Genomic DNA, 25,068 nt, shown 5'->3' on the forward strand with positions numbered 1-25,068 from the left:
CGTATGAAGTAGACGCGATTATTAGTATATAAAATGAATCATGGATAATTTAATTATCCAGATTCATTTGTAAGAAAGTTTTTAGTTTTTATCTAAAGTTTCTTTAGCCCAATCGTTCATTAATAGAATCGCCTTGCTTAAAACTCCGGCAGAGCCTTTGAATTTACCAGAACCACTAGGAACATCATTTTTTCCATACCATTCGTAAAATCCTTTATTTTTGACCACTCGGTTTATCATCGGTTGAATCTCTTCATAGGCTTCTTTTGGATAGCCGTTTAATACTAATTGTTGTATCATTCTACCACCAAACCAGGTCCAGTCTCCACCATTTTGATAGGCGTAAGGTTTTGACATCCAGCCTTTGAAAAATCCTTCAGGATAGGTCGGATATAGTGTAAGGCCGATACTTGGCATGCCAGATAGGCGTACATTTTCCAACATTTGATCATTGACTGTTTTAATTTCTTCTTTACTTAAAAGTCCCGATTCAATAGCTATGGCTGTTCCACCGTGGTAATGAATTTTATTCTCATCAAATCCTTCAGGCAGTGGCGAATCTTTAGGATAAATATGGGGAATGAATTTTTGTTGTTTTTTATCCCAAAGGTGTTTCATGGTGTTGATCTCAATTTCCTTTTTCAGACTTTTCCATTCGTTTATTTTTTTTGCGTCGGGCATAATATCAATAAGTGTTTTAAGAGCAATGATGTACATGGCATTGTCGTAAACATCAATCGCTTCATTGGATAGATTATTCCAGTCACAACCAAAATCATCATGTGGTTGGACATCTCCCCAGTCTGCGGTCATTGCTCCCCACAAGAGTTTATATTCTTTATTGTATCGCTCACGATGTAAATAATCCAGCATCAGTTGAATGCGGTCCTTTACAAGTATACCACCGATGTTTTCTTCAAGGATACTATGATCTTTTGTTTTTGTAATGTATTTGGCCAGAAGTTGAATAAGCGAGGTTTCTTGATCAGTCTCTACGGTATTCTTAAAGCCCACATGTTCAGGGTCGTTCTCCGAATAATAAGGAGTATCATCGTGCCAGGTGAAGTCTTTTTTCAAGACGTAACCATCAACCATTTCGCCGTTCTTTTGTTGCATCTTAAAGAATACTAAGATAGCTCCTCTTACCTCCTCTTTAGTACGTTCTTCTAGTGCGGTTTCGATAAAAGTATTCAAGTCGCGTGCCCATATTTGCGAGTAGCCGCTTCCAGCATTGAACCCCTCTTTAATGACCTGTCTCGCTAGGCTGTCAACAAAAGCTAATTTTTGATCAGCTAAAATAGTTTTTGCAAGTTCAATATCTTGACTTTTCTGTTTCGATGTGCAGCCTGCTAGCAGTAGCGCGAAAGTAAGGATCGGTATGCATCTTTTCATAACGGATTAAATTTTGGTTTATTCTTATGTATATACATTCAAAGTATGAAAAAACAATCTTTAATTCCAAATTATCCTGCTTTAAATTGTTTGGTATTCATGATTTTACAATTATTCATATCTGTTTTTATTTTTTAATGCTTTATTTTTTGATCTTTAATTTTAATCTATGTCTATACATTTGAAATTTATTTTATAAGTTTGTGTGTAAACCTTATAAATAAAGATGATAAAAAATATAATCATGTATTGCTGTGGAGTATTGACCTTTATTACATGCTCTTACGCACAGCAAAAACAACATTTAACCCAATATGTTAAACCCAATATAGGTTCGGTTCATAGTCGGTATTTTTTTTATACTCCAGCGGCAGTGCCTTTTGGAATGGCTAAATTAGCACCTAGTACAGATGGTAGTTATGGAAACCGCTCCGGTTGGGAGGCTGTTGGTTATGATGATAGACATCATTCAATTGCAGGATTTCCTCATTTTCATGAATTTCAAATCGGAGGAGTTGTCTTTGCACCAACAGTTGGGGAAATAAAAACCAATGCTGGTAAAGTGGATATGCCCCATAGTGGTTACCTTTCTTCTTTTGATAAAGTAGATGAATTTGCCACATCAGGATATTATCGTGTAAAATTAAAAGATTATGGTGTTCAGGCAGAATTAACGGCCACAAAAAGGGTAGGTTTTCATAAATATACATTTCCTTCAACTGATTCAGCAAATGTAATTTTTGATATTGGTCATGTCATGGGGGAAAGCGGTCCTGTCATTGATGCTGAGGTTACTTATGATCAGCAACATGTATGGGGTTATGTGATAACAAGTCCGCTTTATGTACAGAAATATCAAAAAGGAGCCGATATAAAAATGTATTTTTTGCTGAGATTGATAAATTGCCTGTCGCTTATGGTACCTTTTTAGATTCAGAAATTTTTGCGGATAAAAAAACGATAAAAGGTAAAGGAGCAGGTCTCTATTTACGCTTTAAGACCAAAAAAGGGGAAGCGATTGAACTAAAGACAGGTCTATCCTATACTTCGATTGAAAATGCTAAATTGAACCTGCTTCAGGAAGCTAAAAAGTTAAATTTTGAAGAAGCTAAGAAGAATGCGATTCAGATTTGGGATGCCGAATTGGGGCGTGTTCTTGTTGAAGGGGGTAAAATTGAAGACCGGACTAAGTTCTATACAGCGCTTTATCATGCCTTATTGGGAAGAGGCTTAGCCAGTGATGTCAATGGTGCATATCCTAAGAATGACGGTAGTATCGGACAGATTCCTTTAAATGGGAAAGGTATTCCGGTACATCATCATTATAATACTGATGCAATCTGGGGAGCTTTTTGGAATCTGACACAATTATGGTCTATTGCATATCCTGATTATTATAATGATTGGATCCAAAGTCAATTGCTCGTATATAAAGATGCAGGTTGGTTAGGAGATGGTATTGCTAATAGTAAATATGTGTCAGGTGTGGGTACTAATTTTACTGGTTTGGCAATCGCTGCCGCATATAATGTCGGAATCAGAAATTATGATGTTGACTTAGCCTATCAGGCAGTTAGAAAAAATGAAATAGAATCTAAAGATCGGCTTCCGGGTGCAGGCAAACTGGATGTAGGGGTTTTTGTCGATAAGGGATACTCCCCTTATATCAAAGATGAAACAGGTAATCCAGAGCTCTTAACGAATGGGTCTCCATTTGGTGCTTCGCATACTTTAGAGTATGCCTTTTCAGCAGAAGCAGCAGCACAATTTGCCAAGTCTTTGAAACATGAGTCGGACTACAGTGTGCTCAATAAATTATCAGATGCATGGCGGACATTGTATGATCCTTCAACCAAATTTATGAGACCTAAGGATAGTGAAGGAAGATTCATTCGAAATTTTAATCCCTATGAATCATGGCGCGGTTTTCAGGAAGGAAATGCCTGGCAATACACTTTTTACGTTCCACACGTACCGCAGGAGTTAGTGAAACTTGTCGGTGAAGATTTGTTTAATCGACGTCTGGATAGCATATTTACAATTTCGCAAAAGAATATCTTTGGAGGAGGCGCACATATTGATGCCTTTGCTGGGATTGAAAGTCTCTATAATCATGGCAATCAACCTAATTTACATATTTCCTGGTTGTTTTATTTCTCCGGACGACCGGATCTGAGTCAGAAGTGGGTGCGCTCAATCTGTAATGAGTTCTATGGAACAGAAGCAATACACGGTTATGGTTTTGGACAAGATGAAGACCAGGGACAATTGGGGGCTTGGTATGTCATGTCAAGCATGGGATTGTTTGATGTAAGAAGCTTAACCAGTGAGAATCCATCTTTTCAAATTGGGGCTCCTCTATTTGATCGCATAACCATTGAGCTGCCTAAAACACTACGCAAAAATAAGTTTGAGATCGAGGTGAAAAACCAAGATACGAGTAGGATATATTTGGATAAAATTCAGTTGAATGGAAAGGTCCTATCTGGTTTAGAATTGCCATTTCAAGACTTGGTAAAAGGAGGGAAGATGAGCATTGTTTTAAAGAATAAATAATAATCATAATTCATATTGTGATCCATGATGGTCCGTATTCACTAATTGTGAATATGGACCATTTTTCGTTTTAATACATTGGATTTAAATTAGGGTTTGCGGGTGATGGATACAGCTACGTACTACATCATAACGATGTTCAAAGTACGCTAATCTGCTGAAAAGGTGCCCACTTTTTCATGAACTTTAATTTTAAGTATTGATGCCTGTTTTGTTGGTTAAATTGATAAAACTTGCAAAGATGTGTTAAGTTTTTGTTAACTTAACCTGGACGTAATCAAATTCTACATTTGATAATGTATACTTAACAATTAACCAATATTGTAAACCTTTTCTTTGTTGCCAAAGGAAATGAAACCAAAAACCATGAAAAAAAGTATGTTCTACTGCCCATAATGATTGGGCTGTCCCTACCCAATTGGGCCAACAGTAAACCTGCATTTCTGTCTTCTGCCATTGATTTCGAATGGAAAGATCTAAAGCAAGAGACCATTAAAGGAAGTGTAAAAACTCCAAACGGTAGCCCTATTGTGGGGGCTTCCATTACGAACCTATCAACTGGTAAATCTACGCAAACAAATGCTGATGGGGCATTTGAAATTGCTGGAACCATGGGACAAAACCTTAAAATTACAATGGTGGGCTACCATGCACAAACACTCAAAATTGAATCGAATGTTTTAAAGGTAATGCTGCAAGAATCCGATCAATCATTGGACGAAGTTGTTGTAGTAGGTTATGGGAGACAGAAGAAAGTCAACCTGACGGGAGCAGTGACTCAGATCGATTCCAAATTTTTAGAAGATCGACCCGTAGCCAATGCAACACAAGCATTACAAGGTGCAGTTCCCAATGTAAATGTAACGTTCACCAACGGACGTCCCGGAGGTGGAGGAAATGTCAATATCCGTGGATTTGCTTCCATTAATTCCGCCAATGCACAACCCCTTATTTTAATCGATGGAGTACCCGGAAATATCAATACCATCAATCCGAGAGATATTGAATCGATTTCGGTATTAAAGGATGCCGCGGCTGCGGCAGTCTATGGTGCTAGAGGTGCATTTGGAGTCATGTTGATAACGACCAAGAAAGGAAAGGCTGGGAAGATGAACATCAACTATAGTAACAACTTTGGTTGGGCAGGTCTTACAATAAATACGGACTTTATGACCAATGGTTATGATGCTGCTAAATTGAATGATGAAGCTTTTGTACGCGCAACGGGTAACCGTTATACCGGTTACACCGATGAAGATTATGCCGAGCTATTAAAACGTAAAAATGACCCTTCATTACCATCTGTGGTGATTCAAAATAGAAATGGTAAGGATCAATATGTCTATTATGGAAATACAGATTGGTGGAATGAAATATACCGGAAGACACAAACTTCCATGGAGCATTCGTTGAATTTTTCGGGAGGTACAGATAAAATCGACTATTATATTTCCGGTAGATTATACGAGAAAGGTGGATTGATGAAAATCAATCAGGATAAATATAATGCCTATAATGTTCGCTCTAGAATCAATGCACAAGTTACACCATGGTTGAAAGTAAGTGCGAATACTCAATTAAATTATCAAAACTACACCTATCCAGGATGGAATTCAAGTCCTGATAACAATAACAATTTTATTTCAACAACCGTACACGCTTTGCCGTCGTATGTTCCTTTAAATCCTGACGGCACAGCAACTTATCGTACCGAGTTGAATAATTATAATATCGGTGATGGTATTTTTGCCGATTTGTTGCATGGCAAATCTAAAGGCGGTCAAGATCAATTTGAATTTATCAATATGTTTGAGGCTGTTGTTAAGGTCAATGAAGATTTGAATATTACCGGTAATTATACCTATACCCACAATCCGGTTCACAGTTGGAACCGCCGTACCCAAGCACCATGGTCCGTTTTCCCTGGGGTAGTAGATTTATTGGGTAATGATACATTTACGGAAAATATTGTTAATAATCCAAAACACTCGCTCAACATTTTTGCCAATTATAACAAGCAGTTAGGCGATCATCAAATTGGTGGAACAGTAGGTTTCAATCAAGAAACGACAGGCTATAAACGCATTGGTGGTACTGGCAACAATTTATTGTCAGAAGATCTGAACGATTTTAATTTAGCTACAGGACAGATGCAATTGCTGGGCGGAGCAAACACCTGGCACTGAGAGGGTATTTTGCTCGTGTTAATTATAATTACAAAGGTAAATATCTATTGGAAGTAAATGGTCGATATGACGGTACCTCTAAATTTCCTGTAAAACAGCGAAATGGATTTTTCCCTTCTTTCTCAGGAGGATGGCGCTTGTCTGAGGAAACATTTATGGAGGGTGCAAAATCCTTTATCAATGAAGCTAAGCTTAGAGTCTCTTATGGAGCTTTAGGTAACGCTCAGGAAGCAGATGCGTACGGATACCTAGAATTGTTACGGTCAGGTCAATCTAACTATATTACGCAAGGGGCCAAATCACAATATTTGAGTATACCCCTGCCTATATCAGCCGATCTCACCTGGGAACGTACAAGTACACTGAACTTTGGTACAGATCTAGAATTTATGAAAAATCGGTTGAACGTTTCATTTGATTATTACATCCGAAATACATTGGATATGCTGATTCCCGGTAAGACTTTATCTGCTGTATTTGGTGCAGCTTCACCTAAAACAAATGCCGGCGATCTTCGAAATAATGGTTGGGAGGTTTCCCTCGCATGGAAAGATCGGGTGGATTTAGATGGAAAACCATTTGGTTATAATATCGGTTTAGGATTATCCGATTCTAAAGCTAAGATTACCCGATTTGACAATGAAAAGATGTTATTAAGCAACTACTATGTTGGCCAAGAATTAGGAGAAATCTGGGGATATAAGACCGATGGATTTTTCAAATCAGAAGATGAAATTGCGAACTGGAAAGTCAATCAAGATTATGTCGATAAGCAACGTTTAGCAGCGACAGGAGATTGGTCTAAGTTGCATCCGGGCGATTTAAAATTTGTAGATATCGGAGGTAGGTTAGATGAAAATGGTAAAAGTATCGGACCTGATGGCAGAGTTGATGCAGGTGATAATACCCTCACTAATCCGGGCGATCAGGTGATTATTGGTAATAGCCGCGCACGCTATACTTTTGGTGTTAATCTTGGTGCTAACTGGCAAGGTTTTGATGTTTCTGCATTCTTCCAAGGTATAGGAAAGCAAAATTGGTGGCCTGGAGCCAATGCCGATAAATTTTGGGGCCCTTATTCGCGACCTTATTATTCATTCGTTCCAAAAGATTTCGAACAGGATGTTTGGACACCTGACAATACCGATGCTTATTTTCCGATGTTACGTGGATATATTGCGTTAAATGATCGTGGGTCATTAAATGTAAAATCAGATCGTTATTTGCAAGATTTGGCTTATATCCGTTTAAAAAATCTAACCTTAGGTTATACGGTACCACAGCATTTATTAAAACGATTGAAGTTGAGTAACTTACGTATCTATGCTTCAGGTGAAAACCTATGGACAGCAACGAAATTAAGGTCAAAATATATCGATCCAGAGCAAGCTGCACAAGAAGCAAATGGACGTTCCTATCCCGTGTCTAAAACTATTTCCTTTGGTTTAGATTTAACATTTTAAAATATGAAAAAGACATTTTTAATATATGCATTGCTGGGTTTTGGTCTTGGATCTTGTAATAAAGACTACCTGGGACGAGAACCTGAGTCCAGTATAAAACCTGAAGATTCCTTTAAAACAGTGAAGGATCTAGGTTTATTTACCAAATCATTTTATGATGTTGCACTTCCTTCAGCAGAAGGGATTTACAACGAATCTGTTGATAATATAGTTAAATCCACGTTGGATGATGAAATAACGGGTAAGCGAATTGTACCTGTAAGTGGAGGTGGATGGACATGGGATAATTTGCGGAATATCAATTTTTTTCTAGAAAACTGTTTTAAAACCGTACCTGAAAATTTAGCGGCGCCTTACGCTGCTGAAGCCCGATTTTTTAGAGCCTATTTTTATTTTGATAAACTAAAGCGTTTCGGAGATGTGCCTTGGTATGAAAAGGTGCTCAGCCAATATGACGAAGAGCAATTGTCACGTTCGCGCGATCCACGGACGTTAGTTGTCAATAATATTATGGCCGATTTGGACTACGCAATTAAGAATCTCGGTACCGAAGTCAATGATGAACAAGTAAATAAATGGACCGCATTAGCATTGAAATCACGGGTAGCATTGTTTGAAGGGACGTTCCGGAAATACCACAAGGAATTTAATTTACCGGATGCCGAAGTGCTGCTCAAACAAGCCGCTGCTGCATCGTCTGAAATTATGGAAAGTAAGAAATACAGTATCTATAATGCGGCAGGTACAGACTCCTATGGTGCTTTGTTTCGAAGTGTCGACAACATCGATAAAGAGGTGATGTTAACAAGAAAATTCTCCGATGGGCTACAGATCTGGCACAATGTTAATTATTATACTATTACGGCTTCTTATGGTAAACCAGGTTTAGAGAAAAACTTAGTAAACTCCTATTTAATGAAAGATGGATCACGATTTACTGATAAACCAAATTATGATAAAATGACTTTTAAGGATGAGGTTGTCGATCGCGATCCTCGTTTAAGTCAGACAATCCGTACACCGGGATACAAACGTATCGGTGGGGCTGCGCCTGTTGCTCCAAATTTTGGTAATTCAGTCACGGGTTATCAATTAATCAAATTTGTCGGCGATGTCAAATACGATAATTTTAATCGATCCGTAAATCCGATGCCTATCTTTCGATATGCTGAAGTACTATTAAATTATGCCGAAGCTCAGGCAGAATTAGGAGTTATCAAACAAAGTGATTTGGATATGTCAATCAAGTTGCTGCGAGATCGGGTAGGAATGCCAAATCTAGATTTAGCCCAAGCTATAAGTCGGCCAGATCTTTACTTAGCACAAGATTACGATCCCAACAATGTTATGGACGCTTTTAAAGGAGTAATTTTGGAAATACGGAGAGAACGTCGTGTAGAATTGGTCATGGAATCTTTCCGTTGGGATGATATCAGAAGATGGAAAGTAGGTCAAATGGTGACGCGTCAATTTAAAGGCATGTATTTTCCGGGAACTGGAAAATACGATCTTGATAATGACGGAAAGGATGATGTTTGGATTTATGAGGGAGACAAGCCCGTTGCGAAAAATATACAGTTGCTAAAATTGGGATCGGAAATATTGTTAGAAAACGGTAACAGTGGAAATGTCATTATCAATAAACATATTACCAAGAAGTTTGATGAAGGACGGGATTATCTATATCCACTCCCAGTACAGGAGTTGCAGTTAAATCCTAATTTAAAACAAAACCCTTTTTGGGTAAATTAATCTAATAAAAGTTCCTATCACAATCTATATATTTGTTGATAGGAACTTTTTTAAACCCAAACCTTTATGATGAAAATTACGCCAAAACCCCTGTTGGTATTTTGCTTGTTACTTGTATTAACTACTGGTATTTTTGCGCAACAACAGGAGAATATCAACATTACCCATTTGCCTTATATCCAGGGGGTCACCAATAGTTCCGTTCATATTATCTGGACGACTAATAAACCAGCTACAGGTTGGGTGGAACTTGCACCGGACGATTCATCCCATTTTTATCATACAGCGAGACCAAAGTTCTTTGCTACCGAATATGGTTTCAAAAAAGTTGGAACTGTACATCAGGTTACCTTAACCAACCTTAAGCCGGGCACCGTGTATCGTTATCGGATATACAGCCAGGAGGTTTTGAAGCATGTTGGCGTTCAGGTTGAATATGGGAAAATCGTTGCAACGAATGTCTATAAGGAAAAGCCTTTGTCTTTCCGGACACTCGGTTCTTCCTCGAGGACCCAATTTGCTGTGGTCAATGATATTCACGGACGAAATGAAGTGCTCAATAAACTTTTAGATCTTTCCGACCTTCCGAAACAAGATTTTATTGTCTTTAATGGCGATATGGTTGATAATTTATTAAGCGAAAATCAGATGTTCGCAGGTTTTATGGATACAGCTATTAAACGCTTTGCAAGTGAAAAACCCATGTTCTATTCAAGGGGTAATCATGAAACCCGTGGTCCATTTGCGATTGAATACCCACGTTATTTTCCAACACCGACAGGAAAGCTTTATTATCAATTTAATCATGGAGAAACAGGAGTTATCGTACTTGATTGTGGCGAAGATAAACCTGATACCGATATGGAGTACAGTGGCATTGTCGATATGGATCGCTACCGCACAGAACAGGCTGAATGGTTAGAGAGAGCAGTGGAAAATACTGAATTTAAAAACGCCAAATATAAAGTAGTTATCTGTCATATGCCTCCATTTGGTGGTTGGCATGGTGAACAGGAAATTCTGGATAAGTTTGTTCCCATTCTTAATCGTGCCGGTGTGCAGGTTATGTTGAGTGGGCACTTGCATAAGCATATTATCAAACCGGCAACAGCAGAGATCAAATTTCCAATTATAGTAAACTCAAATAATAATGTGTTAAAAGTTGATCTGACATCTGTAAAAGGAATTTTTCTAATTGTCGATCAACAAGGTAAAATGGTGGATGAAGTAGTCATAAAACCATTGCACTAACTTACACAATGGTGCTGGTCAAAGAACAGCATCAATAATTTAAAATAGCAAAAGCAATCACGGGAGATCTCCTATGGTTGCTTTTTTTTATCCTAAATAGTATCAGGTGCTTGTCAGAATAAAATAATTCATCTGTACAGATCAAAACCTGATAAGCAGTTGACATTCATAATATATTACATGATAACCCTATTTTTATCCATTTAATAGATTTCAATACTTGGTTACATTTGTAATAAGAGTTTAATTTATTCACTAATTATTATGATAAAACAATACCTAGGGATTTTTCTATTCCTATTTTTTATACATTATTCTGCAACAGCTCAGGAACATCAGAAATTGGATGGGGTATGGCGTTTCCGGTTGGATGAAAAGAATGTGGGGCTGGCACAAGGTTGGCAAAAACAAGATTTAGATAAACGTATTGCTATTCCTGGGACAACCGATCAGGCCAAGTATGGTGAAAAAACTACGGGTTCAGATTTTGGCATTTTGACCCGAGCCTATAAATATTACGGTCCCGCTTGGTATCAAATGGATTTTGTTGTACCTGCAAACTGGAAAGATAAACGTTTGTATCTAAATTTAGAACGTGTGATGTGGGAGTCTAAGGTTTTTATTGATGATAAAGAAATTGCAACGTACGATGCGTTAAGTTCTGCGCATCTTCATGACCTTGGATATGTATCACCCGGAAAGCACCGATTGACGGTACGTGTCAATAACGATATGATCCATAATATAGGAGACAAAGGTCACGTCTACACAGAATATACACAAAGTATCTGGAATGGCATGGTTGGTCAGGTAGAGTTGATTGCTAAAAATGCGACAAGATTACAAAATCCGCAAGTATTTACGAAGATCTCTCCTAAAAAACTTCAGATAAAAGATACTCTTGTAAATGAATGCGGGAAGAATAGAAATCTTTCGCTATCCATTAAATTATCAGATCGTAAGACGCGGGATAAAGTATTTGAGACAAAAAAGAATATTGACGTGCGAGGCGTACGACAAGTATTGGATATAGAAGAGCAGATGCCGGATTTAGTGAAATTATGGGATGATATGAACCCAAATTTGTACACGCTTTCTATTCAAGTTCTAGATAAGAAAAACAATGTATTGGACACGAAGGAAATGGAAATAGGCTTTCGTGAGATTACAGCTTCTAAGTCAAAAATAATGATAAATGGCAAACCTGTTTTCTTTCGCGGAAACCTAGATTGTGTCCATTTTCCTTTGACAGGATATCCAGCAATGCACGTTGAAGAATGGGAACGTATCTTTAAAATATACAAAGATTATGGTTTAAATCATGTTCGCTTTCACTCTTGGTGTCCTCCTGAAGCCGCATTTCAGGCAGCAGATCGTCTAGGGTTATATCTACAGCCTGAAGTAATATGGTTAGACTGGTGGATGGCCGCAGATAACCCAGGCCGTGAAGAGATGAATACAAAAGGCAGACCGCAAGGGTTGGGCAGCAATCCTTCGGCAGATGCTTTTACACAGAAAGAGATTTACCGCATGTTTGCATCTTACGGTAATCATGCTTCTTTTGCAACCATGTCTATCGGTAATGAGTTGGGGAATTCAAATTTCGATGTGATGGAGTCGTGGCTAAAACCTTATAAGGAAAATGATAACAGAAGATTGTACGCAGTTTCATCCGCACGTAAGATCACGGATATGGACCAATTTATCGCGACACATTATATTGATAAGCTTGGTGGTACGCGAGGTATACTCGGAGCGCACACCGATTGGGATTTTGAAAAAGTATACAGTCAGTCTAAAATACCTGTCATTGCACATGAAATTGGGCAGTGGCCCGTATATCCGAAATGGGATGAGATAAAAAATATACCGGAGTATTAAAAGCACGCAATTTTGAAGAATTCAGAGAGCAGGCGCGCAAGAACAATATTGAGGAACAGAATGAGGAATTTGTTCAGGCATCAGGAGCTTTGAATCAAATCATGTATAAACATGAAATCGAATCTTTCCTAAGAACGCCGTCTGCAGCAGGTATACAGTTGTTAAGTATGCAGGATTATCAAGGTCAAGGCGAAGCACTGATAGGTTGGTTGGACGTGTTTTACGATAGTAAGGGAATCACAACACCCGAGAAATTTAGAACGCATAATGATACCACTGTTACCCTCTTGCGTATACCCAAATTTGTATGGAAGGCCGACGAACCATTTTTAGCCAAAGTGCAACTGGCACATTATGGATCAACCGATATACAGGATGGTATCTACTGGAATATCAAAGATGAAGAGAGTCGTGTAATTGCAAAAGGTACCTTTGCGAAAAGAACATTTGCTAGAGGCACTTCAGATCTAGTTGGTGAAATTAAAACCAATTTATCTGCGGTTCAAAAAGCAGGTAAATTGACCGTAGAAGTTGGTTTGGAAAATAGAGCCAATAAAAATGAATGGCAGATATGGGTATATCCTACAGTTAAAAAAGAGGAAACGAAAAAGGTCTATGTTGCAAATAGGTTTGATGCAAAAACTGAAGAAGTCCTTAAAAATGGAGGGACGGTATTACTGGATGCTTCCGATCTTGGAAACTTAGAGACCTCCGATATCATCAGTTATTATCCATTGTACTGGTCATTAACGTTCTTCCCGGGGCAAGGGAAAAATACCATTGGTATGATCGTAAGAGATAAGCATCCTGCATTCAAAAGTTTTCCTACAGATTCACATAGTGACTGGCAGTGGCAGCATATTTATGGTGGAGCAAGAGCATTTTATATCAATGATTTTCCTGCCTCATACAGACCATTGGCACAACCTGTAGATGATTTTCACAGAAATAATAAGTTGGCATCTATATTTGAAATGAAAGTGGGGAATGGAAAGTTGTTGGTGACCGGTTTTAACATACAAGATGAAAAAAATATTGTAAGTCAGCAACTTCGTTCAAGCTTATTAGCTTACGCCGCTTCAGATGATTTTGATCCAAGTTTCGGTCGTGATGCCTCTCAGTTACGTAAAACGTTTACTTATATCGAGCCCTTAAAGACAGCTGTACCCTCTGAATTTTCAAAGGCAGTTTTATATGTAGAAGCAGGTAAATTGTCTAAGAAAATCAATCAAAATATTGACTGGACAAAAGATCTCGATCAGAGTGAAAGTAAAAAGGGGACAACCTATACAGTTAAAGCCGATGGTGTTTGGAAGGATGAAACAAGTGCCGCTTGGCAGGGAAAGGAAATAGAGGTAGACGTAAAAGTACCACAAGGGATGATCGGTTCTCTATATCTGTTTTTCCATGACTGGAACAGTAATGGACGTGAAGCAGATCTCAATTTCGAAGGACGTGACTATACACTCACCCGCCATGATAAAGAAGGCAAATGGGTCAAACTTCACGTTATGCGGGAAGATTCTAACGATGGTAATTTAAAGCTTAAGATAAAAGGAACGAAAGGACCTAATATTATGCTTTCTAAGCTGTCGCTTGTTGAAGATGTCGAATAATATATATCAACGTATTATAAAAGGCCTTCCCATTCGGAAGGCCTTTTGACGTATCATCCATGTATGATATGTCAAAATGGATATCTCGAATTAAAATTATCATTCCTTTAACTTTTGATGGCTAGATTTAAGTATGGGTAGTATCTCATTATTTATTGGGTATATAAAGATGTATTTAGTTTTGCTAAACATTTTGTGTTTTTTAATATGTAATTGACTGTTTATTAATGTAAAATTTATATTAAAGTTTACTTATATTAAATTTTTGTTTATAAATTTGAAATTAATTCATGTTGTTTTTTTGTATGCTATTTACATCTTTAAGTGGAATGATTTAATAATGGGAAGAACTACAATTAATGGCAATTAACGTAATAAAAGAACCAAATATTTATGATGAAAATGAAAAAAAATATCTCAATTAATTTATTGTTGATTTTGACCACTGTTTGTACAGCGCTAGCAGCTGGACCTAAAAGTAAACGAATAGTAATGATCGCATTGGACGGAATTTCTGTCGAAGGATTCAAGCAGGCACATACACCAAATCTTGATGCTTTAATGGCAGAAGGAGCATTATCGATTACTACTAGGGTGGTCATGCCTTCCGTAACCCTTCCAAATTGGACCAGTCATCTTACTGGAAGTGGGCCAGAACAGCACGGAGTAGTAGATAATGGCTGGCAGATCGATAAATTCAAATTACCAGCAGTGGTAAAAGATGCTCAGGGTTATTATCCTTCTGTATTTACTGTTGTCAAAGAACAAATGCCAAATGTTAAAACTGCCTTTTACTATAACTGGATTAATCTCTTCTACCCGCATAATCAGAAAAATTTTGATGAAGTTAGCTACTTAAAAGATGATGCCTATATTGAAAATTACGATAAAGCATTTAATTTTATTGTGAAAAATAAGAAAGATCCAACCCTTGTATTCCTTTACTCAGTACATACCGATCACGCCGGGCATAGTCATAAATGGATGTCTCCAGAATACATCAAATCGATTGAAGAAGCTGACGTGCAAATAGGCATATTTTTAGAGAAAATGAAAAAAGAAGGTCTATATGAGAGCACCAATTTTATGTTCTTATCCGATCATGGTGGTATTGAATATGGACATGGAGGTGTATCTGTCGATGAAATGATTGTACCATGGGGAGTCACAGGGCCGAAAATCAAGAAAGGATTAAAAATTGAAGAACCTAACAATACGGTAAATACGGCAACTATGATCTTGCATTTGTTTGGACTTAAAAAACCGTTAGCGTGGACAGGGGAAGTGCTGGAATCTGTGTTTAAATAAAGAATAATTAATATGAATAAAAGTTATCCGAAGACTAATATAAACATCGTATAACAAAAGTTCCTTCATTTGGAAATGAAAAATAAATGGTTGAAAATAGTTCAGCCCTTTATTAATTCATGGTATAGACAAAATGTGGTTAAAGACGGATAATCCGTATATACGCAACTATCTCCACCAGCTAATGAAGTGTGCGTATCAGTAATTTCATTAAGCGTCGCTATATGTTTAGGCTAATCAGCATTAGCCAAGAATTTTCTTCCAAATCCGATCAAATCCACAGGGTCACCTGAATCAATAATTGGATAATACCCAGTAAAGATAAAGAGTCAAAATCAGAACTAAAAAAGAGAGCGGAATGAAATAAATCCATCCCGCTCTCTTTTTACAGACGTTATCTTACTTAAGACTATCAACTTGTGTCGCGTCTAATGCTTCAGCAATCCTTTTATAAGTGCCTGCTAGCGATCCGCCACCTGAACAGTAATAATTTAAAACTCCTTCATCTTCAGATTTTTCTGGTGCTATCGTTAAAGAAGTGCCATCGAAAGTAAATAATACATTCTTTCCTTGAAGTGAGGCCTGATAAACTCCCTCTTTAATTTTTGTTGCATTTTTATCAAGTGTACAAGTCGGTTTTTTCTTATCAGCACGAGATCTTATCTGTATCGTGATACTGCTATCCTGTTCGCTTTTAATCGTGACACCAACCCAGTCAAATCCTTCAGCTCTTTTATCATAGTCAGCAGTAACATAATTGCCATCTATGGTCAATACAGGTGCCGCTTCAGTCGGTGTTGCCGGGGCTTGGGTTTTGGAAGTTGGTTGATTACAGCTGCTAAGTGTCAAAAGGAAAAATCCGGACACAATCATGCTTTTTAGAATATACATTTGATGTGATTTTATAGTTACTTTAGGATAGCAAAAGGCCGACCAAACTGATGTCTAAGTGAAGAAAAATCGAAATATGATGATTTTATTAACCGCTGTAACCTGCATCAATGCAGATCGGATAATATAGCATCATATCGGGTTAATATTGTTTCATTAAGTTGTTTTCTATCCGACTAACTTTATCATGATAATCAATGATTGCTTGTGATAAATAAATTTGAATAATAATATCTGCCCTATATGTTGCGAATTTTCTTACGATCAAGCAGAAATTATAAACGACTAAAATTTTAGCATTAAAATAAATTATGATCAATAAAAAAAACACCCTCGTTATGATGCTTTTAGCCATAGGCTCCTATACCTTTGGGCAGTCAAAGGTTCACGTGCCGGCATCATCTACACAGCCGAGCAAATATCAGCTGGAGCAAATCAAACGCAAATATGGCATGTTCGTGCATTTTGGAATCAATACTTTTCATAATGAGGAATGGACAGATGGATCAAAACCAGCCTCCTCCTACAATCCGACAACAATCGATGCGAAGCAGTGGGTAGCTACAGCCAAAAATTCTGGAATGAAATACATGATCCTAGTTGCTAAGCACCATGATGGTTTTTGTCTATGGGATAGTAAATATACCGAATATGATGTTGCCAACTCGGGTAATAAAACAAATGTTGTAGAAGCGATAGCTAAGGAATGTGAGAAGCAGGGTATCCGTTTAGGACTTTATTATTCATTATGGGATCGGAAAGAAAATGGAAATGTAAAGGATGTAAAAGCAGACTTTGCTTATAATAAATATATGCTGAACCAAATCAATGAATTATTGGAGCTGGCGCAGAAACATACTAAAGTAGTCGAGTTGTGGTTAGATGGTGGTTGGGAAAAGGAAAACTACCGTTGGCCTATTCAGCAACTTTATTCCAATGTAAAACAGCTTGCACCGCAATGTCAAGTAGGGGTTAATTGGACGGTTGGTTCTCCAAAAATGTTGACCAACATCCCGTACTTCCAAATGATCAGCAGGAATATTTTCCAATCCGTTATTTTCCAAGTGACTTTCGTTTAGGCGATCCCTATCTTCCTAAAAATCCAGACCCAAAATTGTTTCTAAACCAAGGGCAGGTTTATTATATGCCGTTTGAGACAACAGTAGTTTTAGGGAAAAGATGGTTTTATCATACCGATGATAATACGCCCCGCCCTGTTCAGGAATTAGCAGATATGTATAAAAAAGCAACAGCTCAAGATAATATTTTGATCTTAAATGTAGGTCCAAATCGTGAAGGTAGAGTCAAAGATACTGATGTGGAGGTCCTACAAAAGCTTAAAGTAAATCTAGGGTTGTAGTTTAGTACTATTTTAATAGCTGGTTTTTATTTTAAGAAGTTGACACCAGAAAAACTTGTTTCAATGAGAAATGAAAGTTGTTTGGGGATAGGTATGTGTTAATGAAGAGTAGGCAGAGCGCTAATATATTTTCTGAGCATGCTTGCACTATACATGCCCTAAGCATATACTAAGCAGGGATAAAGTATATATAAAGCGTATTTGCTTATGTACCTTATCTAAACAAGCTAAGTGCGTGGTAAGTGTGCTGTAAGTGTGTGAAGTATACGCTTTTCACACTGTATCTACGCTTTATCTACGCACATAGTACGCTTAAGGCACGCTTTATCTATACTCTACGCATGGGTCAGTATTCTTGTTTTTATGATCAAAATACAATAAAGTAAAGTTTAAGTTATGTCAGTGCTGTGTTTACTTTTGAGCTTAAAACTATTTATTTGTCCAAGATTAGGTATCTTGCAAGGAAATTTTAAGGTAGAAAATTGTGACGCATCAAGAACGGACAAGTAAAATCAGAAAAGAGATAACAGAGTCATACAAGGCATTAAAATCTAAATATCCTTTGCTAAAATACCAAAATGCGATAGGGCTCAGCATTTTTTTACTCTGTGTAGGCCTGAGTTTACTAATGGGATATCTGTGGTATATTGATGTTGTTCCGGCTTGGAGTTTAATCGTCGTAAATGCATTTTTGTTTGGCGTTTTGCATGAATTGGAACATGATTTAATTCATTACATGTACTTTAAAGGTAATAAAGCCATTCATAATGTGATGTTATTTTCGGTATGGATCCTAAGACCTCTAACTTTAAATCCTTGGTTTAGGCGCACACTGCATTTACATCACCATCGTTTTTCAGGGACTTACATGATATCGAAGAAAGAGGAGTTACCAATGGTGAAAAATGGACATTGAAACGTCTTTTGTTTACTCCGGATTTGGTATTAGGAAATTTACTTCGCGTCAGAGGATTATTCTCCGATATCAAACGTGAAGTAGACAATGGCAATTTGAAATTTGAAACTGCTCATAAACTTAAGCTGTGCGGTGTCTTTGGATTAATTCCACTGACCATCGTTTCACATATCCTTTTATATTTTTTTGGTGCAGATTTATTACTCGACTTTTTAAATCGAAAATTTGATATTGGCTTTGTTTTCCCAATAGTGATTAAATCAATATTAAGCTGGTGCAATCCTATTATCTATATTATTCTATTACCAAATTTATTACGCCAGTTCTGTCTCCATTTCATCACTTCAAATTTACATTATTTTGGAGATGTAGAGAAAGGAAACGTGATCGAACAGACCCAGATATTAAACGTTTGGTGGACATATCCATTTCAGATATTCTGTTTCTTTTTTGGATGGACACATGGTATTCATCATTTTGTTGTGAATGAATCTTTTTATGTAAGGCATATCGCCCGTAAAAAAGCACATGAAATCATGAAAGCACATGGTGTCCGTTTTAATGATATGGGAACATTTAGAAGAGCAAATCGTTTTAATGAAATAAGTTAGTTTTTTAAGTCTTGGAATTGCGAATGAAATTGATTGTTGGCGCTTGGATGTAAGTCTTATTACTATCTTCCTGTGCCATTATCTTCCTTGAAGCAAGCCACTCGATGTTGCTTTCTCTTTCGCTTCTTTTAACTTTTCTTTTTCATTTTTATAGTTGACTTTTAACTTTTCGAGACGTATTTTCTTTTCGCTTTTACTTAATGAATGGTCATCCTCAATGGATTTTTGTCGGCATCATAACGATTTTCCAATTTTTCTAATGCCTCATCTGCGTTGTCGCTTACGTTATCTTTAATCGATGCTCGTTCATCACCATACTTTTGCAACCAGTTTTTTTGTTGTTCAGCAGTTAATACATTAAAAATTTCTTTCTTATGCTGTAAGGCCAGCTCACGTTTCTTCTGTCCCTTTTGATAGCCGGATAAAGATGAATTGCGGCCTATTGCTTCAAACTTAGACGTTGTACTTTTATTTATCGCATTAATTTTTTCTTCCTGTTGAGGAGTTAGTCCGAGCTCTTGATCATGTTCCAGACTATCGGTGTATATAGCCGTACTTTCCTTTTTTGCTCCATTTTGTTGCGCGCATGCACTAAAACTGAGTGTAAAAAGAGCGATACCTGTTAATAGAGTAAGTTTCATCATATTAATTTATTGAGCTTACATACGTTGAAAACCGTGCCAAAGACCCCTAAGTTTATCATCAATAAATTCAGTTTGCACAGAAGGGCGGTAGAGCATGAGAAGAGATGTTATAAAGGTTAAGTGGTTTTTGAATCAGTAAATTTTACAAATCAAACTCAAAATACCGTAAAATAGCAAGCGCAACTTTTCCTCACCTTTGTATTGTCCTCCTGATAATAAATATTGAGGTAGGATGGAAAACAAAAAGGTAGATTTCAAGATTTAGTCTACAAACAACATGCATATATGAAAAATTTAAAAAATATATTTTTAGGATTGACAGCGATGACAACATTAGCGGCCTGTAACAATCCAGGAAATAGTAAAAACAAAACAGCAAATATGATAGCACAACAAGACTCGACTCACAATCACGAACATACTTACGCATGTACGATGCACCCTGAAGTAACAGGACATAAAGGTGATAAATGTAGTAAATGCGGTATGGAATTACAGCCTATTCATCAGGAAGATTCGACCAAGTTAGCGGTAAGTATTTTAGCTTCACCACAACCTATAGAAGCCGGAAAACAAACAGCGCTGTCGATTTCTATCAAAGAGAATGAAAAAAATGTCGTACTAGAGGAAGTACATGAAATGAAAATGCATCTCTTGGTTGTAAAGGAAGATTTATCTTGGTTTGATCATATTCATCCCGAAGAACAGCAAGATGGTACTTACAGTGTGAAAGAAACATTTCCGGTCGCAGGAAACTACCTGTTGTTTACAGATTATAAACCTCAGGGATTGGGTGGAGAAGTTGCGATGAAGAAACTTGAAGTAACAGGTACTGCGGGTGCCACTTCTTTTGAATTGAATCCAAAAGCAGTAGCAACAATGGCAGGTTATACTGTTACTTTGATTAATGCAAATGATTTAAAAACAAATCAAACGCAAGATCTGCAATTCTCAGTCGAAAAGAATGGCAAGAAACTCGTAGAAAGCGATTTTCAAAATTATTTAGGAGCAACGGCTCATATCGTAATGATCGGAGCAAAAGATAAAGATTTCCTTCATATTCATCCAGTATCAGATAAGCGCTTTCCGATATATGCGCAAACAAATATTAAAAAAGCGGGGATATATCGCATGTGGGCGCAGTTTAAAATTGACGGACAAGTGCACACGGCAGATTTTACGGTCAATGTAACAGAGGGAGAGAAAGGTAATGATGAAGGAAAACACCATGAACATCAACATTAAATGATCATAAATAATTAATGTAAGAACGCCTAACTTTTTAATTAAAGTTAGCGTTCCTGTATTAATTTTCATTCTGTAAATAATGATCTCGATTGAAATCTACAGTACAATAACATTTCCGAAAATAAAAGAGATAATAATCTGTACGCTCTTTTATGATGACAGTTTATGCAATAATATCTTCATTTTTTTTATTTGATTTTGCTTCGAGATAAGGATTGTGATAACGTTTGTAAAACAATTTCTTGTCATCTCTATAGCTGGAGATAGCTCCCAGTTTATGCATTAATTTGATATAGTACCAAGCGAGATCCACCTGATGAGGTTTGAAACCACTGCGTGCACTTTTAGGAAATAAATGGTGATTGTTATGCCATTCTCCTGCGACAATTCCGGGCCATACCTGGTTGATAGATTTATCATTCACACTGAAATCTGTGCCTTCCTTTTGTTTATCTTCTCCTTTTGCATGACCTTCATAATTAAAAGTACGGACACCAATTCCCCAGAAAGCTGCTGCACCAAACAAACTGCAAGCAAGTGGATGACCGCCTATTAGGAAAAATACGCTGTACCAAAATGCCCAGTTTAATAATGAAGATACTATAGCATAAACAGGAGGTACATAAGAGCCCCATTTTTTATATTGATGATAAGAATTCGCTGGTACACCCGTATGTGACATCAGGGATTTAACTCTGTTATAATCCTGCTCATTCAGGTTCTTAGATATCGGTTGGTGATTGACATCTGCAAGAAAACAGTATAAAAACCCAGCCTGGGCATTATAAGGGTCACCCGGCTGATCTGATTTGGCATGATGTACATGGTGTGATATAACATATATTTCTTCTGGAATAACACTGATTGTGAGATTTTGCGTAACAAACCGCCAAAAAGGATTTTTAAACTTATAGGCTCCATGTGTACAGTAGCGGTGGTGCCAGATCGTTCCATGGGTCCCCATGATGATCATACTGTATACAAAGGCCGCTAGAACTGTCCACCAGGTCAGGTAATTCGTTAAAAAAATAAAGAAAAATGGAATAAGACAGGCAATCTTGAACCAGCTGAAAAAAGGAAGCCAATTTCTACGGTCCTTAAAGATGTTAAGCCGCTTAAAGAATTCGGTAATGATTTCTTTATTACTGGGCTTAATAAGTTTCCCCGTCGCATCTTGCCACCCGTAGGAAGGTGGTTGAAGTACATGGTCTAAAAATGATATGTTATTAATAAATTTATAGTTTAGTGTGTTCGTAATTCTATTTTTCATTGCAAATCAATCATAGTGATCATAATATTTAAAATATTTACAATTGAAAAATAGTGGTATAGATCGATAAATGGAGTTCCAAATTTGTTCAGTACGGGATTTGATCTGTTAAAGTAATTAATGCAAGTATATTCTTTTGGAAATTAATCACAAGCACATGATAAATACCATTCTTTGCGTGGTTGATAAAACTGATTTAAGTTGGGAGGGTACATTAAAAAATGTAGTTAATTAGCACAGATGCTAATTACTACATCAAAAATACCGAGAATTAAAATAATTCCCGAATTCTTTTATCTTGCTATGCGCACATTAAATGCGTTAACACCTTTTTGACCGTTTTCTACTTCGTAAGTAACGTTTTCGTTTTCGCGGATATCATCCATTAAACCTGTTGAATGTACAAATACATCCTGACCACCGTTTGCTGGTGTAATAAAACCGAAACCTTTGGTAACGTTGAAGAATTTTACTGTTCCTTGTTGCATTATATTATTGTTTTTATTGAAAATTATTTAAATCTGAACTCCTGCAAAAGACATGAAACATGACTTTTAGAAGTTAATCGATCTGCTAGAAAAAAAAGAATGTGTGTAAATTGAAGGTTGATTGGAGTCAAACTCTAAGAGTACTGCGCACTTTTTATGAATAACAAAAATTAGCAATTAATATGCGAAGACAGTTATTATAGGATGTATCTTACTATTTCTAATAACCGCAATTACTGCTTGATTCTATGACAAAGATAAGTATAAATTATTTTAAATAAAAATATTTTTTCAAAAGTCATTAATTTTTATTTTCCGTAAAATATTAGAACTGTCGATAAAATGGTTGAAGGGAGCTTGTTAGGAAAGATTTCTTGAAAATTTTGTGCAATTATAATTTGTTTTAGGATTTCAACTTTTTCGGAGTTCGATTTATAAATGTGAAAAAAAGTCTCCAGTTATTCTCTTCAAGACCATTTTTTTTCTTAGTTAGGATTGTTTTGCCCCTTTAGATGTTGCATCACTTCGAGCATTTCACGTGCAGAACTCATATTTTTAAAATGACCATCCTTAATCTTATATATCCGTATCGATCGAATCTAATAATCAAAAATATCTTTTTCGAGAAAGAATTTGAACCGCTTATACTTAGCGTGTTTTAAATATATCGATACCCTACGATACCTAATATCAAGGTATTCTAACATATAGGCGATCCCATTTCAACTAATATTTTTTTCATTTGTGTAAATGATAGGAGACTATCATATGTAAAGGCATTTTAGGTACAAGTTTAACGTATAAATCGTATTTGATAAAAAAAAGGTCAAAGAACTGGATCCTCTAAAAAAAAATTAAACATATACAAGCATAAGCGGTAGGTGGAGATATCAATGGATCTGTTATTGAGAACAAAGTCAAAGCAAGCTTGATCATAGAACGCCATACCGGTATCTATGCAATCGACAATGCTACAGCCGAATTTATAGCCATATACAGATTGGCCGAATTCGTACCCCTGCTATTCAAAGAGATAAATGAAACAGGGGAGGATCAGGTATTTATAGACCGTCAAGCCACGCTCTTCCGTTATTTTGATTTTCTGGACAAAGACTAGGCTATAGCCATACGCTATGGACAGTTACTGTCGAATGATTTGTTGGCTTAATGTTATGCGTTAAATATTCAGTTTATTTGACATCTCGGCTAATTTCGATAATTATCCGAGATGCTTTCTAGGTTTTGCGTTAAGGTATTTGAGTCTATTTTTACAGATCTGTATTATCGTTTGTTTTTAGGTCCGCTTGATGGTTTCGCTAAATCTTTGTCTATTTCCGCAATGATTGCTTCCATTTGTTCAATTAAATTATTTTTATCCAGGTTATTATCGAGCTTAAGAAGATTTTCTTCTGTAAAATTTGGTCCAAAGATCGTTACGATAGTTTTTAAAAAACTTAGCGGATCAATCCTACTGTTTTTTTCTATTTGTAGATTTGCTTTATTGATATAACGGAACAAGGTAATTATATTGTCTCGATTCACGGTCGTTGGTTCATCACTGTCTTGAGCCTTGTTGTCTACCATCCTATTATGGTGCTTGGTTAATATTTGTTTTCTGCGCTCCACATATTGCGTGAGGAGTATAGGGAGACGCTCGTTTAAGGGGTCATAGTACAATTTGGGATCATAGCTGGCAATACGCAAACGGAAAAGAATCGTACTCATTTCATTCATTTGTTCCGTCATTGACATATTCTTCAGTTTACAGTCGATTATATCGCAGCAGCGATTGAAAACCCCCATGTGATTGAAGTTGATATCAATCATTGTTTCCATAAAGCACTGTAACCAGTCTTTGCTGATTGTATCTTTAGCAATGCATTGTGACTTATACAGCAGTGTCTTGAAAAACAGATATTGATGATAATGAAGATTTGAATTCTGGCTTTTGAATTGATTGTTTATAGCTGTTTGGACTTCAAATATCAATGGATAAGGAACCTTTTTTTTGTAAAGGCTTTCTTTTATATTCGGGAATTTTCCGATAATCTCTGTTTTAAAAAGATGATATTCATAATCGCTCACTAAGCCATTCAAATCCATTTTGTCACGGAAAAGATCTTCAAAGCATTCAAGCACTTTTTGAAACTGTAAAATAACAGCATCAACTTGCTGATTTTTTAAACCGTAAACGATATTGAAGTTACTGCGTAGCTCACTGTAAAAGGTTTGGAA

General features: G+C 36.7%; 21 protein-coding genes. 15 read left to right on the plus strand and 6 right to left on the minus strand.

Annotated features, from left to right (window positions below; all coding sequences use genetic code 11):
• Window positions 1-81: 81 nt before the first annotated feature.
• Window positions 82-1,392, minus strand: coding sequence for a hypothetical protein (locus tag L950_RS14805; RefSeq protein WP_021189184.1), 1,311 nt, complete (start codon window positions 1,390-1,392; stop codon window positions 82-84).
• A 226-nt stretch (window positions 1,393-1,618) separates the two neighbouring features.
• On the opposite strand from L950_RS14805, the gene L950_RS33365 reads away from it, so the two are divergent.
• From L950_RS33365 to L950_RS14835, 9 genes are all read left to right on the plus strand, one after another.
• Window positions 1,619-2,323, plus strand: coding sequence for a hypothetical protein (locus L950_RS33365; protein ID WP_231577292.1), 705 nt, complete (start codon window positions 1,619-1,621; stop codon window positions 2,321-2,323).
• Window positions 2,296-3,948: a glycoside hydrolase family 92 protein gene (locus L950_RS14810; RefSeq protein ID WP_231577293.1), complete on the plus strand. Its 1,653-nt coding sequence runs from the start codon at window positions 2,296-2,298 to the stop codon at window positions 3,946-3,948. Before L950_RS33365 ends, L950_RS14810 begins: the two co-directional genes overlap by 28 nt.
• Before the next feature lie 395 nt (window positions 3,949-4,343).
• Window positions 4,344-6,134 (plus strand): SusC/RagA family TonB-linked outer membrane protein, encoded by a 1,791-nt coding sequence (locus L950_RS35490; RefSeq protein WP_052764415.1) that lies wholly within the window; start codon window positions 4,344-4,346, stop codon window positions 6,132-6,134.
• Entirely contained in the window at window positions 6,131-7,597 is a 1,467-nt protein-coding gene (locus L950_RS35495; RefSeq protein WP_262507100.1) for a SusC/RagA family TonB-linked outer membrane protein, read from the plus strand. Before L950_RS35490 ends, L950_RS35495 begins: the two co-directional genes overlap by 4 nt.
• A gap of 3 nt (window positions 7,598-7,600) precedes the next feature.
• On the plus strand, window positions 7,601-9,349 hold the full coding sequence (locus L950_RS14820; protein ID WP_021189185.1) for a RagB/SusD family nutrient uptake outer membrane protein: 1,749 nt from the start codon (window positions 7,601-7,603) through the stop codon (window positions 9,347-9,349).
• 66 nt (window positions 9,350-9,415) lie between these two features.
• Window positions 9,416-10,600, plus strand: a complete 1,185-nt coding sequence (locus L950_RS14825; protein ID WP_031287782.1) for a metallophosphoesterase — start codon at window positions 9,416-9,418, stop codon at window positions 10,598-10,600.
• A gap of 264 nt (window positions 10,601-10,864) precedes the next feature.
• A complete protein-coding gene (locus tag L950_RS30220) occupies window positions 10,865-12,481 on the plus strand; it encodes a glycoside hydrolase family 2 (protein WP_052764417.1) in 1,617 nt (538 codons plus the stop codon).
• A gap of 101 nt (window positions 12,482-12,582) precedes the next feature.
• Complete coding sequence (locus L950_RS30225) at window positions 12,583-14,097, plus strand: hypothetical protein (RefSeq protein WP_021189187.1); 1,515 nt, start codon at window positions 12,583-12,585, stop codon at window positions 14,095-14,097.
• A 402-nt stretch (window positions 14,098-14,499) separates the two neighbouring features.
• Window positions 14,500-15,405 carry an alkaline phosphatase family protein gene (locus L950_RS14835; protein WP_197086447.1) on the plus strand — a complete coding sequence of 302 codons (906 nt, stop codon included), beginning with the start codon at window positions 14,500-14,502 and terminating at the stop codon, window positions 15,403-15,405.
• Between the two features lie 399 nt (window positions 15,406-15,804).
• On the opposite strand, the gene L950_RS14840 is transcribed toward L950_RS14835, so the two are convergent.
• Window positions 15,805-16,296, minus strand: coding sequence for a hypothetical protein (locus L950_RS14840; RefSeq protein WP_021189189.1), 492 nt, complete (start codon window positions 16,294-16,296; stop codon window positions 15,805-15,807).
• Between the two features lie 311 nt (window positions 16,297-16,607).
• Here L950_RS14840 and L950_RS35500 point away from each other — a divergent pair, with 311 nt between their 5' ends.
• The 4 genes from L950_RS35500 to L950_RS27920 all read left to right on the plus strand — a co-directional run bounded on the left by L950_RS35500 (window position 16,608) and on the right by L950_RS27920 (window position 19,183).
• The gene (locus tag L950_RS35500) at window positions 16,608-17,375 is read left to right on the plus strand and encodes an alpha-L-fucosidase (RefSeq protein WP_197086448.1); all 768 of its coding nucleotides are present in this window, start codon (window positions 16,608-16,610) and stop codon (window positions 17,373-17,375) included.
• A 35-nt stretch (window positions 17,376-17,410) separates the two neighbouring features.
• Window positions 17,411-17,656, plus strand: coding sequence for an alpha-L-fucosidase (locus tag L950_RS35505; RefSeq protein WP_197086449.1), 246 nt, complete (start codon window positions 17,411-17,413; stop codon window positions 17,654-17,656).
• A 484-nt stretch (window positions 17,657-18,140) separates the two neighbouring features.
• On the plus strand, window positions 18,141-18,572 hold the full coding sequence (locus L950_RS27915) for a hypothetical protein (protein WP_084825455.1): 432 nt from the start codon (window positions 18,141-18,143) through the stop codon (window positions 18,570-18,572).
• The gene (locus tag L950_RS27920; protein ID WP_021189190.1) at window positions 18,569-19,183 is read left to right on the plus strand and encodes a hypothetical protein; all 615 of its coding nucleotides are present in this window, start codon (window positions 18,569-18,571) and stop codon (window positions 19,181-19,183) included. The genes L950_RS27915 and L950_RS27920 overlap by 4 nt, the downstream gene beginning before the upstream one ends.
• Before the next feature lie 197 nt (window positions 19,184-19,380).
• Here L950_RS27920 and L950_RS14855 read toward each other — a convergent pair whose 3' ends face one another.
• On the minus strand, window positions 19,381-19,827 hold the full coding sequence (locus tag L950_RS14855; RefSeq protein WP_021189191.1) for a hypothetical protein: 447 nt from the start codon (window positions 19,825-19,827) through the stop codon (window positions 19,381-19,383).
• 285 nt (window positions 19,828-20,112) lie between these two features.
• On the opposite strand from L950_RS14855, the gene L950_RS14860 reads away from it, so the two are divergent.
• Entirely contained in the window at window positions 20,113-21,072 is a 960-nt protein-coding gene (locus tag L950_RS14860) for a heavy metal-binding domain-containing protein (protein ID WP_021189192.1), read from the plus strand.
• Between the two features lie 166 nt (window positions 21,073-21,238).
• On the opposite strand, the gene L950_RS14865 is transcribed toward L950_RS14860, so the two are convergent.
• Window positions 21,239-22,345: a fatty acid desaturase gene (locus tag L950_RS14865; RefSeq protein ID WP_021189193.1), complete on the minus strand. Its 1,107-nt coding sequence runs from the start codon at window positions 22,343-22,345 to the stop codon at window positions 21,239-21,241.
• A 293-nt stretch (window positions 22,346-22,638) separates the two neighbouring features.
• Window positions 22,639-22,833: a cold-shock protein gene (locus tag L950_RS14870; protein WP_021189194.1), complete on the minus strand. Its 195-nt coding sequence runs from the start codon at window positions 22,831-22,833 to the stop codon at window positions 22,639-22,641.
• Between the two features lie 928 nt (window positions 22,834-23,761).
• On the opposite strand from L950_RS14870, the gene L950_RS14875 reads away from it, so the two are divergent.
• A complete protein-coding gene (locus tag L950_RS14875) occupies window positions 23,762-23,950 on the plus strand; it encodes a hypothetical protein (RefSeq protein WP_021189195.1) in 189 nt (62 codons plus the stop codon).
• A gap of 164 nt (window positions 23,951-24,114) precedes the next feature.
• Here the strand turns inward: L950_RS14875 and L950_RS30235 are convergent.
• Window positions 24,115-25,068: hypothetical protein (locus L950_RS30235; protein ID WP_031287788.1), on the minus strand; the 954-nt coding region annotated here is incomplete at its 5' end.

This window comes from Sphingobacterium sp. IITKGP-BTPF85, assembly GCF_001006065.1.
In the GTDB taxonomy this organism is placed as follows: Bacteria; Bacteroidota; Bacteroidia; order Sphingobacteriales; family Sphingobacteriaceae; genus Sphingobacterium; species Sphingobacterium anhuiense.

What these genes read in the sequence shown, in the direction of transcription:
- L950_RS14805 (WP_021189184.1), bottom strand. Translation starts at nt 1,392, where the DNA reads ATGAAAAGATGCATACCGATCCTTACTTTCGCGCTACTGCTAGCAGGC.
- L950_RS30225 (WP_021189187.1), top strand. Translation starts at nt 12,583, where the DNA reads ATGTATAAACATGAAATCGAATCTTTCCTAAGAACGCCGTCTGCAGCA.
- L950_RS14840 (WP_021189189.1), bottom strand. Translation starts at nt 16,296, where the DNA reads ATGTATATTCTAAAAAGCATGATTGTGTCCGGATTTTTCCTTTTGACA.
- L950_RS35500 (WP_197086448.1), top strand. Translation starts at nt 16,608, where the DNA reads ATGATCAATAAAAAAAACACCCTCGTTATGATGCTTTTAGCCATAGGC.
- L950_RS14825 (WP_031287782.1), top strand. Translation starts at nt 9,416, where the DNA reads ATGATGAAAATTACGCCAAAACCCCTGTTGGTATTTTGCTTGTTACTT.
- L950_RS30220 (WP_052764417.1), top strand. Translation starts at nt 10,865, where the DNA reads ATGATAAAACAATACCTAGGGATTTTTCTATTCCTATTTTTTATACAT.
- L950_RS14835 (WP_197086447.1), top strand. Translation starts at nt 14,500, where the DNA reads ATGAAAAAAAATATCTCAATTAATTTATTGTTGATTTTGACCACTGTT.
- L950_RS14870 (WP_021189194.1), bottom strand. Translation starts at nt 22,833, where the DNA reads ATGCAACAAGGAACAGTAAAATTCTTCAACGTTACCAAAGGTTTCGGT.
- L950_RS14865 (WP_021189193.1), bottom strand. Translation starts at nt 22,345, where the DNA reads ATGAAAAATAGAATTACGAACACACTAAACTATAAATTTATTAATAAC.
- L950_RS14820 (WP_021189185.1), top strand. Translation starts at nt 7,601, where the DNA reads ATGAAAAAGACATTTTTAATATATGCATTGCTGGGTTTTGGTCTTGGA.
- L950_RS14860 (WP_021189192.1), top strand. Translation starts at nt 20,113, where the DNA reads ATGAAAAATTTAAAAAATATATTTTTAGGATTGACAGCGATGACAACA.
- L950_RS35490 (WP_052764415.1), top strand. Translation starts at nt 4,344, where the DNA reads ATGATTGGGCTGTCCCTACCCAATTGGGCCAACAGTAAACCTGCATTT.
- L950_RS14855 (WP_021189191.1), bottom strand. Translation starts at nt 19,827, where the DNA reads ATGATGAAACTTACTCTATTAACAGGTATCGCTCTTTTTACACTCAGT.
- L950_RS33365 (WP_231577292.1), top strand. Translation starts at nt 1,619, where the DNA reads ATGATAAAAAATATAATCATGTATTGCTGTGGAGTATTGACCTTTATT.